General features: G+C 70.9%; 13 protein-coding genes. 5 read left to right on the top strand and 8 right to left on the bottom strand.

The annotated features are described in order from the left end of the window. Window positions 1-25: 25 nt before the first annotated feature. Window positions 26-1,129 carry an endonuclease/exonuclease/phosphatase family protein gene (locus ACFY9S_RS02670; protein ID WP_391121832.1) on the bottom strand — a complete coding sequence of 368 codons (1,104 nt, stop codon included), beginning with the start codon at window positions 1,127-1,129 and terminating at the stop codon, window positions 26-28. Between the two features lie 314 nt (window positions 1,130-1,443). Between ACFY9S_RS02670 and ACFY9S_RS02675 the strand changes: the two genes are divergently transcribed. Next, the gene (locus ACFY9S_RS02675; protein WP_391121836.1) at window positions 1,444-2,310 is read left to right on the top strand and encodes a GNAT family N-acetyltransferase; all 867 of its coding nucleotides are present in this window, start codon (window positions 1,444-1,446) and stop codon (window positions 2,308-2,310) included. Between the two features lie 18 nt (window positions 2,311-2,328). On the opposite strand, the gene ACFY9S_RS02680 is transcribed toward ACFY9S_RS02675, so the two are convergent. Continuing rightward, window positions 2,329-2,535: a hypothetical protein gene (locus tag ACFY9S_RS02680; RefSeq protein WP_102907411.1), complete on the bottom strand. Its 207-nt coding sequence runs from the start codon at window positions 2,533-2,535 to the stop codon at window positions 2,329-2,331. 192 nt (window positions 2,536-2,727) lie between these two features. On the opposite strand from ACFY9S_RS02680, the gene ACFY9S_RS02685 reads away from it, so the two are divergent. After that, window positions 2,728-3,162 (top strand): VOC family protein, encoded by a 435-nt coding sequence (locus ACFY9S_RS02685; protein WP_102907377.1) that lies wholly within the window; start codon window positions 2,728-2,730, stop codon window positions 3,160-3,162. Window positions 3,163-3,226: 64 nt separating this feature from the next. Here ACFY9S_RS02685 and ACFY9S_RS02690 read toward each other — a convergent pair whose 3' ends face one another. Continuing rightward, complete coding sequence (locus ACFY9S_RS02690) at window positions 3,227-4,672, bottom strand: DHA2 family efflux MFS transporter permease subunit (protein ID WP_391121841.1); 1,446 nt, start codon at window positions 4,670-4,672, stop codon at window positions 3,227-3,229. A gap of 78 nt (window positions 4,673-4,750) precedes the next feature. On the opposite strand from ACFY9S_RS02690, the gene dusB reads away from it, so the two are divergent. Further along, the gene (dusB, locus tag ACFY9S_RS02695; RefSeq protein ID WP_391121844.1) at window positions 4,751-5,884 is read left to right on the top strand and encodes a tRNA dihydrouridine synthase DusB; all 1,134 of its coding nucleotides are present in this window, start codon (window positions 4,751-4,753) and stop codon (window positions 5,882-5,884) included. A 1-nt stretch (window position 5,885) separates the two neighbouring features. On the opposite strand, the gene ACFY9S_RS02700 is transcribed toward dusB, so the two are convergent. The 3 genes from ACFY9S_RS02700 to ACFY9S_RS02710 form a co-directional block, all read right to left on the bottom strand. After that, on the bottom strand, window positions 5,886-7,697 hold the full coding sequence (locus ACFY9S_RS02700; RefSeq protein WP_391121847.1) for a CDP-alcohol phosphatidyltransferase: 1,812 nt from the start codon (window positions 7,695-7,697) through the stop codon (window positions 5,886-5,888). A gap of 177 nt (window positions 7,698-7,874) precedes the next feature. Then, entirely contained in the window at window positions 7,875-9,812 is a 1,938-nt protein-coding gene (locus tag ACFY9S_RS02705) for a glycogen debranching N-terminal domain-containing protein (protein WP_391121850.1), read from the bottom strand. Continuing rightward, window positions 9,809-11,221, bottom strand: coding sequence for a hypothetical protein (locus tag ACFY9S_RS02710; protein ID WP_391122935.1), 1,413 nt, complete (start codon window positions 11,219-11,221; stop codon window positions 9,809-9,811). The genes ACFY9S_RS02705 and ACFY9S_RS02710 overlap by 4 nt, the downstream gene beginning before the upstream one ends. Before the next feature lie 121 nt (window positions 11,222-11,342). Here ACFY9S_RS02710 and ACFY9S_RS02715 point away from each other — a divergent pair, with 121 nt between their 5' ends. Further along, on the top strand, window positions 11,343-12,545 hold the full coding sequence (locus tag ACFY9S_RS02715; RefSeq protein WP_391121852.1) for an ROK family protein: 1,203 nt from the start codon (window positions 11,343-11,345) through the stop codon (window positions 12,543-12,545). 406 nt (window positions 12,546-12,951) lie between these two features. Continuing rightward, window positions 12,952-15,699 (top strand): pyruvate, phosphate dikinase, encoded by a 2,748-nt coding sequence (gene ppdK / locus ACFY9S_RS02720; protein ID WP_391121855.1) that lies wholly within the window; start codon window positions 12,952-12,954, stop codon window positions 15,697-15,699. Window positions 15,700-16,039: 340 nt separating this feature from the next. Here the strand turns inward: ppdK and ACFY9S_RS02725 are convergent, their stop codons facing one another. Beyond that, the gene (locus ACFY9S_RS02725; protein WP_391121858.1) at window positions 16,040-16,846 is read right to left on the bottom strand and encodes a protein phosphatase 2C domain-containing protein; all 807 of its coding nucleotides are present in this window, start codon (window positions 16,844-16,846) and stop codon (window positions 16,040-16,042) included. Between the two features lie 2 nt (window positions 16,847-16,848). Then, on the bottom strand, window positions 16,849-17,694 hold the full coding sequence (locus ACFY9S_RS02730) for a sigma factor-like helix-turn-helix DNA-binding protein (protein ID WP_391121861.1): 846 nt from the start codon (window positions 17,692-17,694) through the stop codon (window positions 16,849-16,851). Between the last annotated feature and the right edge of the window lie 101 nt (window positions 17,695-17,795).

A 17,795-nucleotide genomic window follows, 5' to 3' on the forward strand; every position in this document is an offset into this window, starting at 1 on the left:
CGGAGGGGCCCGGCACCGCCGCGTCTCACAGGTCCAGGTCGACGTAGACCGCCGCGTGGTCCGAGGCGCGGTTCCACTTCGAGGTGACGGTGTCGAAGGACTTGATCGTGGACGGCGCCCAGATGCCGCGCCGTTCGACCTCCACATGCTGCACCTGCTCCCACAGCGGTGGCGGCAGCAGCACGTAGTCGAGCTTCTGGCTCTCGGAGCTGCCCGTGCCGTGGGTGCCCGGGGCGCCCCGGTAGGACGGGTGACTCATCACGTCCCGCAGGCCCGTGCCCAGCAGGGCCCCGATCGCCTCGCTGGACGGCTCGTCGTTGAGGTCGCCGGCGACCACCACGTACGGCGAACGCTCCAGGGCGGTCTGGTAGATCGACGCCACCCGCCGGGCCTGGGCGATGCGCAGCTCCGGGTCGTCGCCGCTCTTGCTCTTGAGGTGGTTGCCGAGCAGCCACAGCGGCGTGCCGCCGATCTGGATCTCGTACTCCGGGCAGTCGCGGCTGAAGAGGTACGCGCCCGGGCGGTCCGGGTCCGGGTCGAACAGATGCGACCGCATGGACGTGACCGGATGGCGGCTGAGGATCCCCACGTCGATGCCGCGCGGGTCGTTGCCGTCGATCACCAGGTCGTAGGGGTACGGCGTCTTCTTCAGGTCGGCGCCCAGCACCTGCTCGTTGAAGCGGTGCAGGGTCGTGCGGTCCTCCACCTCCACCGTCAGCAGGATGTCGGCGTCGACCTCGGCGATCACCCGGCCGGTGTTGTGCACGGCCTCCCAGTCGAGGTCGTCACGGACCAGCTCCACCCAGCCCGTCCACCCCGGGCGGCCCTTGGCCACGATCTCGAAGGTGATGTGCTCGCCGCTGCCCTTCGTCCTGAACAGCGAGCCCTGGCCGCGCGTCTCGTTGACGAAGAACGGCCTGTCCTTGCGCGAGTCGTGCACCCGGTGCTTCTTGAGGAGCGCGGCGATACGGGTCTTGGTGTCGTCGTCGTAGGTCTCCCGCTCCAGGAGGGAGACCAGCTCGGCGTAGTCGTCGAGGATCTCGCGGCGCTGCTTGTCGCCCGGGAGGCGGAAGACCTTGGGGCGGCGGAAGAGGTTCTCCGTGTTGAAGGTGGCGATACGGATCGTCATGGCGCGCTCCCTCGGGCGGCGCAGGAGTTCCGCGCGACCGGTGGGCAGGCGCCGCCGGGGAGACCGCTCGCCGGTACTTCCATTGTCGGAGCGGGTGTGAACCGTGTCGAACGGTGGGGGTGTTGAGGCCGGTGAGGGGCGGGGGCAGGACACCGGGGACCGAGGCCGACTTCGCGGCGGTCGTCGGCCTGCTGGTGCGGGGACTGCGGCGAACACCGCCGGGGTGTCCGGCAGCACCTGGTGCGCCCCGGCCGGGATGGGCACAGGATGGGAGACGAGGGGGTGGGTCGCCCGCGCGGGGGCGCGAAGAAGGGATGGCGATCGTGGCTCTCACACTGCGCCCGGGCACGCCGGACGATGCCGCAGAGTGCGGAAGGATCTGCTACGAGGCCTTCGCCGGCATCGCCGAGGAGCATGCGTTCCCACCTGACTTCCCGAGCCCCGACGTGGGCGTCGCGGTGATCGAGGCAGCCCTGACGCACCCCGGTTTCTACAGCGTCGTCGCCGAGCTCGACGGGCGGATCGTGGGCAGCAACTTCCTCGACGAACGCTCGCCCGTCGTCGGGGTCGGGCCCGTCACCGTCGACCCCACCGTGCAGAACGCGGGCGTGGGCCGCCGCCTGATGCGGGACGTGATGGAGCGGGCCGACGAGCGCGGGGCGCCGGGAATCCGGCTGTTGCAGACCGGCTACCACAACAGGTCGTTCTCGCTGTACGTCGGCCTGGGCTTCGTCCACCGGGCCACGGTCGCCTGCGTCCAGGGCCCGCCGATCGGGCGTGCGCTGCCCGGCTGCACGGTGCGGGAGGCCACGGACGCGGACCTCGGCGCCTGCAACGACGTGTGCCGGCGGGTCCACGGCGTCGACCGTGGCGGGGAGGTCGCCGACGCGCTCAAACAGGGCACCGCCCGAGTCGTCGAACGCGAGGGCCGCGTCACCGGGTACGCCACCGACCTGGCGTTCTTCGCACACGCCGTGGGCGAGACCACCCCGGATCTCCAGGCCCTCATCGCGGCGGCCCCGCAGTTCGGCGGCCCGGGCATCCTCGTCCCCGCGGAAGACAGCGTGCTGCTCAGGTGGTGCCTGTCCAACGGCCTCAAGGTCGTACAGCTGATGAGTCTGATGACCATCGGCCTGTACAACAGGCCCGACGGCGCTTACCTGCCCTCGATCCTCTACTGAGAGGTGTTCCCGGCCGGCTCACGCCGCTGTGGGATCCACCGTCGCCTGGTGGGCCTCCGCCAGGTGCTCCTCCGCCTTCAGCCAGGGCAGGAACTGGGCACTTCTGGACCAGCCGCAGGTGTCACATCTGATCGTGCGCTGCACGCCCGTCCGGTGCACGCGCACCACGTGCTCCCTGCCGTGCTGGTCCCAGCGGCTGACCTTGCTCGTGTCGATCTGTGTCATGGCGCCCTCCCGCGTCGAGAAATCCGGCGTTCCGGTCTGCTCGCAGCAAGGAGTGTGCAGCAAGACCAACATCAACAGGTTTCCCCGGGGACAAGTTCTCAGACGCGGACGGGACCGATGTGCGCGGGGCCGCACGGCAACGTGCCGATATTCAGCGGGAGATGAGTGCCAGAGCCCTGCTATGGTGCGCCGATGTCATCGATCAGGCAGGTCCAGGTCACGTTCGACTGCGCGGAACCTGAGCGTGTAGCCCGCTTCTGGTGCGAGGTTCTGGGGTACGTCGTACCGCCCCCGCCGGAGGGGTTCGCCACGTGGGGTGACTTCCATCGCACGTTGCCGCCCGAGCGCCAGGGGGCGGGGTTCGTCTGCGGTGATCCCTCGGGCGTGGGCCCGCGGCTGTACTTCCAGCGTGTCCCCGAGGGCAAGGTCGTCAAGAACCGGGTGCATCTCGACGTGCGGGTCGGTACCGGGCTCGTGGGCGAGGAGCGCCTCGCCGCCCTCGAAGCCGAGTGCGCGCGACTGAGTGCGCTCGGCGCCACACGCGTGCGCGTGCTGCTCGCCGACGAGTACGACGAGTCGTGCATCGTCATGCAGGACATCGAGGGCAACGAGTTCTGTCTCGACTGAGCAGATCCGAGTCGCAGTCTCCGCCGGCACCGGCGTCCGTCGCGGCCCGGGAGCCGTTCGGGGCTCAGCCACCCGTCCCGACGGGCTGGAGCACCTCCGCCGGTTCCAGCCGCTGCGCGGCCCGCTCGGCGGTGCCCCGGGCCCACCGCCCGCTCGTCACCGCCCCCAGCGCCAGCACGGCGAAGCCGCACACCGCGAGGATCCACCAGCCGGGCCGCGCCGCGGACACGAACGTCTCGCGGTAGGAGGACGAACCGACGCCCGAGGCGAGCACCGCGCCCACCACGGCGACACCCAATGTCTGGCCCAGCTGCCGGCTCGTCGAGGCCACCGCGGCGGCCACGCCCGCCTGGGCGCGCGGCATGCCGGACACCGCCGTGTTGGTGATGGGCGCGTTGACGAATCCGAAGCCGATGCCGAAGAGGACGTAACCGGCGAGGAGCGTGACGTTCGAGGTCTCCGCCTCGAACGCGGCGAACAGGACACCGCTCGTCGTCATCGCGAAGCCGGCGATCAGCAGGGGCAGGCGGGGGCCACGCGTGCCCACCAGGCGGCCCGACAGCGGCGCGCACAGGAACGTCGGGACGGCCATGGGCAGCATCCACAGACCCGCCTCCAGGGCGCTCAGGCCCCGTACGTTCTGCAGGTACAGCGTCGACAGGAACAGGAAGCCGCCGAGCGCGGCGAACGCGCTGATCGCGATGACCGTCGCCCCGCTGAACGGCGCGGAGCGGAAGAAGCGCAGATCGATCAGCGGCTCCTTGCGGCGCGGCTCGTGGACGAGCAGGCCCACCAGAGCCGCCAGGGCGACGACGGCCAGCGGGGCGACGGACCGGAACGGAGTGCTCGGCGCCTCGATGATCGCGTACGTCAGGGAGCCGAACAGCGCCATCACCAGCACCTGCCCCACCGGGTCGGGGCGGCGGGCGCGGGGCGCGCGGGACTCGGGGACGAAGCGCAGGGTGAGCAGCAGGGCCGCCAGGCCCACCGGCAGGTTGATCCAGAAGATGGAGCGCCAGCCGACGGAGTCGACCAGGAGGCCGCCGACGAGGGGGCCGGAGGCCATGGAGATGCCGACGACCGCTCCCCAGGCGCCGATCGCCCGGGCCCGCTCGCGCGGGTCCGTGAAGGTGTTGGTGATGATCGACATGGCGACCGGGTTCAGCATCGAGCCGCCCACCGCCTGGACCGTCCGGAAGGCGACCAGCGCCTGAAGGTTCGGCGCGAGGGAGCACAGCACCGAGCCGATGGTGAAGACGACCAGGCCGGCCATGAAGACCCGCTTGCGGCCGATCCGGTCGGCCGTGGAGCCGGCGAGCATCAGCAGCGAGGCCAGGACGAGGGTGTAGGCGTCGATGGTCCACTGCAGACCCGACGTACTGGCGTGCAGGTCCCGCTGCATGGACGGCAGGGCCACGTTCAGGACCGTGTTGTCGAGGCTCACGATCAGCAGGCTCATGCAGCAGATCGCGAGCACCAGCATGCGGCGGCGGTTGCTGAGCTCGGGCATGCGGACCATCGTACGCCGATTTCGATAGTGTGCCTAACTAATGAATTGTGTCGTTTCATTGCACGGCACAATGGAGGGATGTCCACGCCCCTGCAGATCGGTCCGCACGCCGTCCGGCCCCCCGTCGTCCTGGCCCCCATGGCCGGGATCACCAACGCGCCCTTCCGCACCCTGTGCAGGGAGTTCAGCGGCGGCAAGGGCCTGTTCGTCAGCGAGATGATCACCACCAGGGCGCTGGTCGAGCGCAACGAGAAGACCATGCAGCTCATTCACTTCGACGCGAGTGAGCGCCCCCGGTCCATCCAGCTGTACGGCGTGGACCCCGCGACCGTCGGCAAGGCCGTCCGCATGATCGCGGAGGAGGACCTCGCCGACCACATCGACCTGAACTTCGGCTGCCCGGTGCCGAAGGTGACCCGCAAGGGCGGCGGCTCCGCGCTGCCGTACAAGCGGAACCTGCTGCGGGCCATCCTGCGCGAGGCCGTCAGCGGCGCCGGCGATCTGCCGGTCACGATGAAGATGCGCAAGGGCATCGACGACGACCACATCACCTTCCTCGACGCGGGCCGGATCGCCGTCGAGGAGGGCGTCACCTCCATCGCCCTGCACGGCCGCACCGCGGCCCAGCACTACGGCGGCACCGCCGACTGGGAGGCCATCGCCCGGCTGAAGGACCACGTGCCGGAGATCCCGGTGCTCGGCAACGGCGACATCTGGTCGGCCGAGGACGCCCTGCGGATGGTGCGCGAGACCGGCTGTGACGGTGTCGTCGTGGGCCGTGGCTGCCTCGGGAGGCCGTGGCTGTTCGCCGACCTGGTGGCCGCCTTCGAGGGCCGCCCCCAGGACATCGCCCGCCCCGCCCTGCGTGAGGTCGCCGACGTCATGGTCCGGCACGCCACCCTGCTCGGCGAGTGGATCGGCGACGAGGCCCGGGGCGTGATCGACTTCCGCAAGCACGTCGCCTGGTACCTCAAGGGCTTCGCGGTCGGCTCCGAGATGCGCAAGCGCCTCGCGATCACCTCCTCGCTCCAGGAACTGCGCTCCGGCCTGGACGAGCTGGACCTCGACCAGCCCTGGCCCCTCGGCGCCGACGGCCCCCGGGGGCGTACGTCCGGCAACAACCGGGTGGTGCTGCCGGACGGCTGGCTGAAGGACCCGTACGACTGCGCCGGGGTCGGCGAGGACGCCGAACTGGACACCTCCGGCGGCTGATTCAGCCCTTGGAGGGGCGGGGCGTGGAGCCGAACGCCTTCAGGAAGCGGTCGCGGAAGGAGTCCATCCGCCACACAGGCGCGTCCCTGCCGGGCTTGAGGCCTTCCGTCCAGTTCCAGCCGGCGACCTTGTCCAGGACCTTCGGGTCCTTCGCGACGATCGACACCGGCACGTCCCGGGAGGCGCCGTTCCCGCTGACCCGGGCGATCGGCTGGTGGTCGCCGAGGAAGACCAGCACGGTGTCGTCGGTGCCGTAGCGCTGGAGCCACTGGGTGAGGCTGGTGAGCGAATACTGGATGGACCGGCCGTACTCCTCGCGGGACTTGGTGGTGTCGGTGAGGACGTCCGAGGCCTTGTGGCCGGCCCTCTGGATCGCGTCGAAGACCGAGCCGTCGCCGAGTTCGTCCCAGCCGACCATCTTCGGCAGGGGTGCCCAGGGCTGGTGGCTGGAGGTCAGGATGACGAACGACATCAGCGGCTTGTCGCGCTTCTTCCCGTGCACCCGGCGCTGGAACGCCTCCAGCGCGTACTGGTCGGGCATGGTCGACCAGCTGAACTTCGGCCCCTCGTAGCCCAGGTCGTAGGCGTCGTACAGCTTGTCCAGGCCGTACCACTTCTCCTCCGGCCAGCCCTTCTGCACGCCCGGCATGACGCCGACCGTGTCCCAGGCGCCGGTCTTCCGGAACGCCTTGGTGAGGGTGAGGTGGTCGCCGGCGCTGACCGTGCGGTAGCGGCGCTGGTTGTCGATCCACAGGCCGGACATGGTCGTGGAGTGGCCGAGCCAGCTGCTGCCGCCGTACGTCGCCGACGTCAGCCAGCCGCTGCGGGCGGCGAAGCCCGCCTTCTCCAGGGCGGCGGTGCTCGTGTCCAGGGTCCGGCCGACGCCGGGAGCCATGACCGGGTCCTCGATCGCGCTGCGGCCGTAGCTCTCGACGAACGTGAAGATCACGTCCTTGCCGCGCAGGTCCGGGAGCAGCTGTCCGGGCGGGGTGTTGCCGAAGGTGTCCGCCTTCGACTGCTTCACGAACGCCGCCTCGTCCCGCAGCGACTGAACCGTCCGCTGCGCGTGCACCCTGAGGGCCCCGGCCCCGCGCTCGGAGGCGATCGGCCCGCCGAACAGGGTCAGGCCCAGCGCGGAGCAGGTGACCCAGACGGTGCCCGCGATCAGGGCGCCCTTGGTCGCCCGTACCCGGTGGCGGGCCAGCACGCTCGCGAGCCGGATCGTCGCCGCCACCATCACGGCCGCCACGAGCAGCACGAGCACGACCGCGCCGACGGCGGCGGCCGTCGCGACGCCCCCGCCCAGCGTGTCCTCGACGTACGCCTGCGCGTCGGGCAGCAGATCCCAGTCGAGCGCGGCGTTGAAGCCCCGGCCCAGGTATTCGTTGAACCCCATGTCGAGCAGGTTCACCGTGGTCAGGGCGGTCAGGCCGAGCCCGTACAGCACCGCCGCCACCAGCCGGGGCCGCCGGGGCAGCGCCAGCACGACGACGGCCCCCAGGACCGCCTCGGCCGGGATCCGCGCGAAGCCGGCCGCCTTCAGGGCGGGGAGGGTGTTGGGCAGCAGCAGCGCGCCGACGACCAGGACGGCGGCGAGGGCGGTGGTGGTCAGGTGGAGCGCGCGGGCACTCCGGGGGTGCCGGGTGCGCCAGGTGCGCAGGCGGGTGAGGCGGTCGAGGGGAGCGCGTGAGGCGGCCGCGGCCGTTGTCTCTCTCTCGTGCTCTCCCCTCTCCCCACCCGCCGGTTCGTCCTCGGCCCCGGGCACGCCGTCACCCGGCTGTGACGACCCGCTGAAGCGTGTGAAGACAGGCACCCGGAGGTCCTTCCCGTTCAAAGCCCGGTGAGGTGGCGGACCCGCGTGGGGGTGCGGGTCCGCCACCGTTCCGTACGGGGCGCTCCCCAGGTGTGTTCAGCCCGTCGGGCCGGCGCTCGGCAAACACCCGGCAAACGGCGGCCCCTTACGGCCCGCAGGGGTCCGCGAAAGGACCCCTCAGACCACGCCGACCGCCGTGAGCAGCGCCAACGGGGTCGACGCCGAACGGGATTCACGTACGCACGCGTGCGGGTACGGCACCGGCTCCGGGTGGGTGTCGCGGCCGTAGCCCGCGAGGACCTCCGGGAGCCGGTGGCCGGTCGCCGCCGCCGCGTCGACCAGGCCGTGCGCGATCGTGCGGGCCTCGTCGTGCAGCCCGTAGCGGGCCAGGCCCAGCGCGATCAGCGCGTTGTCGTGCGGCCAGACCGAGCCGCGGTGGTAGGACAGCGGGTGGTACGCCGGCTGCCCGGCCGCGAGGGTGCGCACGCCCCAGCCGGAGAAGAAGTCCGGTTCGAGCAACCGCCGCCCGACGAGTTCACCGTGCTCCTTGTCCAGCAGCCCCGACCACAGCAGGTGCCCGGCGTCGGAGGCCAGCGCGTCGACCCGCCCGCCCCCGCCGTCGAGCGCCAGGGCGGGGAAGGAGTGCTGCGGCATCCAGAAGTCGCGCCGGAAGCGGTCGCGCAGGTCGCCGGCCGTCTGCTCCAGCAGATGCGCGTAGGTGGTGTCCTGCCACACCGTGCGGGCCAGGCCCGCCGTGCGGCGCAGGGCGTCGTAGGCGTAGCCCTGGGCGCCCGCCGCCGTCACCGGCCCGTGCGGGCGGGTGCCGTCGGCGGAGCAGATGGCGCCGGGGGAGTCCTTCCAGTTCTGGTTGGCGAGGCCGCCCTGGTCGGCGCGGTAGACGAGGTAGCCCCGCGAGGTCAGGCCGCCGTGGTCGAGCATCCAGCCGACGGCGGCGCGGGCGTGGGGTTCGAGGCGGCGGGCCGGGCCGGTGTCGCCGGTGTGCTCGGTGTACGCGCCGAGCAGCACGAGGAACAGCGGGGTGGCGTCGACCGAGCCGTAGTAGCGGCCGTAGGGGACCTGGCCGAAGTGGGCCAGTTCGCCGTGCCGCACCTCGTGCACGATCTTGCCGGGCTGGGCGATCCCGTCGGCGCTGCTGCCGGTGGCCTGGGTGGCGGCGAGCGCCAGCAGGGTGGCGGCGGCCGGCCCCGGCCGGTAGGGCAGGGTGAACAGCGACGTCAGCAGGGCGTCCCGGCCCAGCAGCGTCAGGAACCAGGGGGCGCCGGCGGCCGGGACGCGCAGTTCCTCGCCGTCCGGGCCGGTCGCCGGGACCTGCAGGGCGGCCAGGTCGGCGAGACCCCGGGTGCAGGCCGCGGCCAGCTCGGGCCAGCCGGTGGGGAAGTCCACGCCCTGCGCGAACTCGCCCTCGCGGGCGCGCAGTCGCTGCCGGACGGCGGCGGGGGAGCGGGGCACGCGCAGGGCGCGCCGGTCGCCGTGCGGGCGGGCCATGACCCGCAGGGTCAGCTCGGCGGTGCCGTGCGGTTCGAGGTCCAGGGTCCACGCCAGGCGGCGGGCGCCGGTGCCGGTCTCCTCCACCGCGCCCGGCTGGGGATCGGCCGTCACGGTCGTGACCGAGCGCCATTCGCCGCGCCGGTAGGCGAACTCCACGCCGTGGCCGAGCACGTGGCGGGAGCGGACGGCGCCGGCCTTCGTGTAGGTGCGGTGGTCGGAGCGCAGCTCGAACTGGTCGGTGAAGTCGGCGTCGGCGGTGACGGCGAGGTGGACCGTCGTGGGCACCGGGCGGTTGCTGGTGACGCGCAGCGACTCCACGAACGAGGAGTCCCCGACGGCCTGTTCGCGGAAGAGCGTGTATGCGGGCGGTTCGTCACGGCCACCGCGCGGGACGAGCACACAGCGCGCGGTGTCACCGTCGGCCACCGGAGTCAGCGTGTCGGGCACCGCCCCGTCGACGGTGAGCTGCCACCGGCTCAGGTGCCGGGCATCCCGTACGAACATGCCGTCCGGGGCGCTGCCGCCCCGGTAGCCGCTGATGTCGCCGCGGTCGCCGACGGCGGCGAACGTCCGGCCGTGCACGAGCAGATGATGCCGGTCCGTCATCCCCGGTCCCCTTCCATGATCGCCGAGAGGCCGTTCCTGCCCCGTGCGGGCCGGTCGTGCAGCAGGTCGAGCGTGAGCGCGGCACTCCAGCCGAAGCCGGTGACGCCGCAGGCCTGGGCCGTGTACGGGTCGACGTACTCCGCGAAGCCGGAGGCACCGGCGGTGTGCAGCATGCCCCTGCGCAGGGCGTCGGCCCGGCCGCGCTCGCCGTGCAGCCGCAGCCCGCGCTCCAGCAGCCAGTTGGTGTTGAACCAGGCCGGGCCGCGCCAGTAGCGGTGCGGGTCGAAGGCGTCGCCGAGCAGGTCGTAGCTCGGGACCAGGCGGGTCGTGCCGCCGAGGCCGAAATGCGGGCCGCAGACCGTGCGGACCAGGGTGGCCGCCAGGTCGCCCGGCAGGCCCGGCAGCAGCAGGGGGACGAGCCCGGAGACACCGCGCTCGGGGATCAGCTCCCCGGCGCGCACGTCCCGGCACAGGAACATTCCCGCCGCCGGGTCCCACAGCCGCTCCACCAGGGCCGCCGTCAGGCGCTCCGCGCGGGCCTCCCGGGCCGGGCCCGGCACGCCCGACTCGTGGGCGATCCGCGCCAGCGCGTACTCGGAGGCGGCGAGCAGGGCGTTGAACGCCGGGTCCTCCACGGCGAACTCACCCGGGCCGTCGGCGTATCCGCGGTCCCGGTAGTCGGCGGCCAGCCGCACGTACCGCCCGTAGTCCAGATCCGTCGGCCGGTCCTCGGGGGTGCCGTGGCCGAGGTCGGCGCGGCGGAAGGAGCGGGCCGGGGCCGGAGCGACCCGGGACAACGGGCGGTCCCAGCAGGGGCTGTTGTCCATACCCTGCTCCCAGGGGTGCACCACGGACACCAGCCCGCCCCCGCCGAGGTCGCGCCGGTGCAGGAGGTAGCCGTGCCAGGCGGCCAGCCGGGGGTACATCCGGGTGAGGAAGCCGCGCGCCTTGGACAGCCCCGGGTCGGCGAGGTGCACCAGCCACGCGGCCAGCGCGTGCACCGGTGGCTGCACGATCCCGGAGGTCTGTACGGTGCGCGGGGCGCCCGCCGCGCGCCCGGCGGTCGACGAGCGCCAGAAGTCGGGGCTCGGGAAGTAGGCGTCGAGGGGGACGGAGGGGTTGAAGACGATGTGCGGGATCCGCCCGTCCGCCCACTGGGCCGCCAGCAGCGTCTCCAGTTCCGTCTGGGCCCGTAACGGCGAGAGGTGCCGCAGGCCGATCGCGATGAACGCCGAGTCCCACGACCACTGGTGCGGATACAGGCCGCGCGAGGGCACGGTGGATCTGCCCGTCCAGTTGTCCTCCAGCACCTGCGCCGCCTCGACGTGCAGGGAAGGCGGCGCGGCGGCCGGATCGTATGCGGTCTCGCGCCCCGCGGGACGCGTGGTGAGCTGGGCGATGCGGTCCACTCGGGGCTCTCCCAAAGACGTACTCCTGACCAGGATCGGCAGGGGCTACCGTAGGGTTACGTCTATTTAACACGCAAAACCCAATATGTAATGCAAGGTTGGGAAACACAAGGGGGTGCGCATGACGGGACGCGTTCAGGCGAGCGCCGGCGATCTGCTCGAACTGGTGCGCAGTCGCCGCGCCGTGACCCGGGGTGCGCTGCAGCAGGCGACCGGACTGTCCAGGGCGACCGTCGGGCAGCGGCTGGACCGGCTCTTCCGCGCGGGCTGGCTGCGTGAGGGCGCCGGAGGGCCGGTCGACTCCCCGCTGGGCGGGCGGCCCTCCATCACCCTGGAGTTCGACGACGAGCACGCGGTGGTCCTCGCCGCCGACCTGGACACCCGGCACGCCCGGGCGGCCGTGCTGTCGCTGAGCGGCGAGATCCTCGCCGAGCACTCCGGCACCCTCGTCGTCGAGGACGGACCGGACGCCCTGCTCGGTGAACTGGGCCGCTGGTTCGCCGAGTTGCTGAAGAGGACCGGACTCGGGGTCGAGCGGGTCTGCGGGGTCGGCCTCGCGGTGCCCGGCCCGGTCGACACCCAGACCGGCCGTGTCGTCCAGCCGCCGATCATGCCCGGCTGGGACGGTTACGACATAAGGGGCCGGCTGGCCCGGGCGCTCGGCGAGCACGCGGGCGCCACCTGGGTGCCCGTACTGGTGGACAACGACGCCAACCTCATGGCGTACGGCGAACAGCGCGCCGGCTACCCCGACTGCTCCGCCTTCGTGCTGGTCAAGGTCTCCACCGGTATCGGTGCCGGGGTTGTCGTGGACGGCTCGGTCTTCCGGGGCGTCGACGGCGGCGCGGGCGACATCGGGCACATCCGGGTGCCGGAGGGCGCCGAGGCGCTGTGCCGGTGTGGTTCGTACGGCTGTCTGGCCGCCGTCGCGAGCGGTGGCGCGGTGGCGCGGCGGCTGGCGGAGGCGGGGGTGCCGGCGGCCTCCGGCTCGGACGTGCGGGATCTGCTGGAGTCCGGGCACCCGGAGGCGGTCGGGCTCGCCCGCGAGGCCGGGCGCCGGGTCGGGGACGTCCTGGCCACCGTCGTGACCCTGCTCAACCCCGGCGTCCTGATGATCGCCGGGGATCTGGCCGGAACTCCCTTCCTGACGGGCGTGCGCGAGCTGCTGTACCAGCGGGCGCTGCCCCGCTCCACCGCCCGCCTGGACGTGGTGACCGCACGACTGGGCGAGCGGGCCGCCCTGGTCGGAGCCGGTGCGATGGTCGTGGAGCACCTCTACGCACCCGAGCGGGTCGAGGAGCGGCTGCGTGCGCTCGGTGTGTGACGTCCGTTCCGCGGCCCCGTGACGCGTCCGCATGGTGAAATCCCGGCGGCTGTGGCAGCGTGATTCTCGCCACCCCTGATAAGGGTTGCGCTCAGATGAGCGGATCGTGAGCGACTGCACTTCTCCAAAGGGTGGCACTGAGTGCCACCCTTTGATCGTTCATCGAGCGAAATCAAATGTGCGGAAACATCGCTCACATGAGCGCTTGGAGGGCTTCAGGAAGGCTCTTGTGTTCAAGAAGTGAAAACATGTGGCTGTGATCGCTTGCTCAGCCTTGACTTTCAATCCGCTGGCGGACGAGTGGTTACAGGCGCATGACGCACAAGTGGACGTACCCAGACGCCTTTGATCTGGGTATGTTCCTGCCCGTCAGGGCAGCCACCGCGTCCTCGAGGAGTCGAGACCCGTGTCGGAAAACAAAGATCTCCCGGTAGCCGAGCAGGCCGCGAGCGTTGAGGGCGTGAAGTTCGTCTACGACTTCACCGAGGGCAACAAGGACCTCAAGGACCTCCTCGGTGGCAAGGGCGCCAACCTCGCCGAGATGACGAACCTCGGTCTTCCGGTCCCGCCCGGCTTCACGATCACCACCGAGGCCTGCAAGGTCTACCTGGACAGTGGCGAGGAGCCGGCGGCACTGCGTGACGAGGTGAGTGCGCACCTCGACGCGCTGCAGGCCCGCATGGGCAAGAAGCTCGGCCAGGCGGACGACCCGCTGCTCGTCTCCGTGCGCTCGGGCGCCAAGTTCTCCATGCCCGGCATGATGGACACCGTCCTCAACATCGGCCTCTCCGACAAGTCCGTGCAGGGCCTGGCCAAGCAGGCCGGCGACGACCGGTTCGCGTGGGACTCCTACCGCCGCCTCATCCAGATGTTCGGCAAGACCGTCCTGGGCGTCGACGGCGAACTGTTCGAGGACGCGCTGGAGGCGGCGAAGACCGCCAAGAAGGTCTCGGTCGACACCGAGCTGGAGGCCGCCGACCTCAAGAAGCTCGTCACCAAGTTCAAGAAGATCGTCAAGACCGAGGCCGGCCGGGACTTCCCGCAGGACCCGCGCGAGCAGATGGACCTCGCCATCCACGCGGTCTTCGACTCCTGGAACACCGACCGGGCCAAGCTCTACCGCCGCCAGGAGCGCATCCCGCACGACCTGGGCACGGCCGTCAACGTCTGCTCCATGGTCTTCGGCAACCTCGGCCCCGACTCCGGCACCGGCGTCGCCTTCACCCGCGACCCCGCCTCCGGCCACCAGGGCGTCTACGGCGACTACCTCCAGAACGCGCAGGGCGAGGACGTCGTCGCCGGCATCCGCAACACCGTGCCGCTCGCCGAGCTGGAGTCGATCGACAAGAAGTCGTACGACCAGCTGATGCAGATCATGGAGACGCTGGAGAACCACTACAAGGACCTCTGCGACATCGAGTTCACCATCGAGCGCGGTGTGCTGTGGATGCTCCAGACCCGCGTCGGCAAGCGCACCGCGGGCGCGGCGTTCCGCATCGCGACCCAGCTCGTGGACCAGGGCCTGATCGACGAGGCCGAGGCGCTCACCCGCGTCAACGGCGCCCAGCTCGCGCAGCTGATGTTCCCGCGCTTCGACGAGGAATCGAAGGTCGCGACCGTCGGCCGGGGCATCGCGGCCTCCCCGGGCGCGGCGGTCGGCAAGGCCGTCTTCGACTCCTACACGGCCGTCAAGTGGTCCCGTTCCGGCGAGAAGGTCATCCTGATCCGCCGTGAGACCAACCCCGACGACCTGGACGGCATGATCGCCGCCGAGGGCATCCTGACCTCCCGCGGCGGCAAGACCTCCCACGCGGCCGTCGTCGCGCGCGGCATGGGCAAGACCTGTGTCTGCGGCGCCGAGGAGCTCGAGGTCGACACCAAGCGCCGGCGGATGACCGTGCCGGGCGGGCACGTCGTCGAGGAGGGCGACGTCGTCTCCATCGACGGCTCCTCCGGCAAGGTCTACCTCGGCGAGGTACCGGTCGTGCCGTCGCCGGTCGTGGAGTACTTCGAGGGCCGGATGCACCCGGGCGCCGACGACGCCGACGAGCTGGTCGAGGCCGTCCACCGGATGATGGCCTTCGCCGACCGCAAGCGCCGCCTGCGGGTGCGCGCCAACGCCGACAACGCCGAGGACGCGCTGCGCGCCCGCCGCTTCGGCGCCCAGGGCATCGGCCTGTGCCGCACCGAGCACATGTTCCTCGGCGACCGGCGCGAGCTGGTGGAGCGGCTGATCCTGGCCGACACGGACACCGAGCGCGAGGAGTCCCTCAAGCAGCTGCTGCCGCTCCAGAAGCAGGACTTCGTGCAGCTCTTCGAGTCGATGGACGGCCTCCCGGTCACCGTCCGCCTGCTGGACCCGCCGCTGCACGAGTTCCTCCCGGACATCACCGAGCTGTCCGTCCGCGTGGCCCTCGCCGAGTCCCGCCAGGAGCCGCACGAGAACGAACTGCGCCTCCTCCAGGCCGTGCACCGGCTGCACGAGCAGAACCCGATGCTGGGGCTGCGCGGTGTGCGTCTCGGCCTGGTCATCCCCGGCCTGTTCACCATGCAGGTCCGGGCCATCGCCGAGGCGGCGGCCGAGCGCAAGGCCGCCAAGGGCGACCCGCGCGCCGAGATCATGATCCCGCTCGTCGGCACGGTCCAGGAGCTGGAGATCGTGCGCGAGGAGGCCGACCAGGTCATCGCCGAGGTCGAGGCGGCCTCGGGTGCGCAGCTGAAGCTGTCCATCGGCACGATGATCGAGCTGCCGCGCGCCGCGCTCACCGCCGGCCAGATCGCCGAGGCCGCGCAGTTCTTCTCCTTCGGCACCAACGACCTGACCCAGACGGTGTGGGGCTTCTCCCGGGACGACGTGGAGGCCTCGTTCTTCACGGCGTACCTGGAGAAGGGCATCTTCGGTGTCTCCCCGTTCGAGACGATCGACAAGGACGGCGTCGGCTCCCTGGTGAAGCTCGCCGCCAAGGCCGGCCGCGAGACCCGGCCCGACCTGAAGCTCGGCGTCTGCGGCGAACACGGCGGCGACCCGGAGTCGGTCCACTTCTTCCACGAGGTGGGACTCGACTACGTCTCCTGCTCCCCGTTCCGCATCCCGGTGGCCCGGCTCGAAGCGGGCCGGGCGGCGGTCCAGTCGCAGGGCAGCGACCACCGTTAGACCCGGCCTGTGCGGGGCCGCTCAAGAACGGCGGTCCGGTCCCAGGGCAGCGACCACCGTTGGATCCGTGGCCCGTGCGGGGCCACTCAAGAACCCGGAGCCGTCGAGGTCCCCGACCCTCACCGATCGCGGCGGCTCCGGAGCACGAAGAAGAGCGGGGCGGCACCTTGTGCGGAGGTGCCGCCCTCTCGTGCATCATCTGCGGCGACTGTCAAGCTGCGGCGCTGACCAGGCAAAATGCCGTTTGTCTGCGTTGGTTGCCGTTGAACCTGCGTGACGCCGTTGTGCCCTCGTTGTGCCCTCCAGGTGCTGCTGGGCCCTGGCACGCGTCGGGCGCGGGTCACCACTGGCAGAAGGCCACTGTGGCGTCATCCCCCGACTTGTAGCGTGGCCACCGCCGCCCGGTCGGGTCAGTCGCTTCAATCTTGCGAACCGCCTCGATCAGCCCGTGCGGACCTTCCGCACGTAGGACCTTAAAGACTTCGGCCCAGTCAGCCATGCGGTACTCGGTCACGAGCCGCGAGACGCCATCCGACATGACAGCAGCGGCCTGCGCCTCGCCGATCGGTGTCGCTCCCGTAAGTGCGTGACGTGCCGCCTCGGGGGTGCTGGCGGCCACCCAGTACCCCTCTGGCGTGTTCCGCACCTCCCTCTGAGCACGCACGAGACGTTGCAGGGCCTCCCGGTGCCCCGAGGTGTGCGTCTCGTGGCTGGCGACCTCCGCTTGCAGCTTAGGAAGTACGTGGTCCACACGAAGGTCAGTGATCACCTCGTAGTCGCCGGCGTGATCTAGAACGATCGGCGAGTCAGCCAACACGAGGTGATCAAGGTTGGTGGTTCCCTGCCGAAGTATCGCCACTGTCGCCGACGGGGTTCCTGGGTTGCTCAGGTCGCACTCGGGATGGAGCGCGGCCACTCGTTCGATCGCTTCGGACAAGCCGTCCGAGAGCGGCCGGTCAGGGTCCGCCAGTGCTGCCGTGAGGTAGCCGCCAAGGTGAGCGACGTACCACGGCACGCCGTGACTGCAACCCGTGGACAGCCCTGCCGTGCTGAGTCCATCAAGCACCACGGCGAGGCTGGGGGTGCTGGCAACCCAGTCTTCGTTGAGGCCAGCCCCCCCGGGTTGTGTGTTCAGACAGACGCGCATGATCAGCTTTCATGTCGGTACAGCGGGGTGACCCTGCGGCTCTCCAGAACTTCGAGGGTCTCGGGGTTGTAGCGGCAGGAGATCAGCGTTGAAAAGCGCTTCGTCCGCACCTCCCGGTACAACTCAGCCAAGTTGTGCTCCAGGTAGTGCACCACTCCGTTGGCTCCTATGGCGTGAATACCCGCGATGTAGAGGAACGTGCCCCGGCCGTCCAAGCGCGGCAGTCGCCCCAAGTAGCCGAAGTCGCCAGCCTCGCCGGCCTCGTCCATCGGAGACCGGTAGGTCTGGCCTGCCTTCCGGTCTACCAGGTGCCATGCGCGATCCTTCGCAAACTCAAGGTTGTCGTCCCCTTCCAGCACCTGGGCCACGATGGGCGACAGTCGGGGACCGCAGATCACCACGTGATTCTCGCGGTTCAGGTTGACGATGCCGGTCGGCGGGATGACCTCGTACTGCGCTTCGAGCTTCATGCCGCCAAGCAACTTGCGCAGGTGCTCGAAGTTGTCGAGGTCTTCCCGGACCACGACGGCGCTGGGGTTCTGGTCTGGCCCCTTGCCAGCCTCTGGCTTACCGCCGAGCGACACGGTAACCAGGTCGGTCCCGAAGAACGCCCGCTCCGGGGGCGGCCCCGCCGAAGCCAGTTGCCCGACCCGCCCGCGACTCACGCCCAATTTCGTGGCGATCTCGGCTTGGGTCATGCCCGACGCCTGCGCTTCCTCGATCGCTTCGCGCCGGATGCGGGACAGCTCAGTCACGCGCCCCTGATACATCGCCATCAGGTCGATTGCGGCCCTGGCCCGGTCAACCGGGACCGCGATTTCAGAGATCCGCTTCATGTCGTCTTCCACTGTTCTCCCATCATCGCCTAGGGGGGCTATCAAACTCTATCGCCAGAGGGGGTTGCGCGCACGCACGGGCTTGCCTACGGTACCTATCAAGCGAGGCGGCA

It is taken from the genome of Streptomyces sp. NPDC012474, from assembly GCF_042955185.1.
GTDB lineage: Bacteria > Actinomycetota > Actinomycetes > Streptomycetales > Streptomycetaceae > Streptomyces > Streptomyces cahuitamycinicus.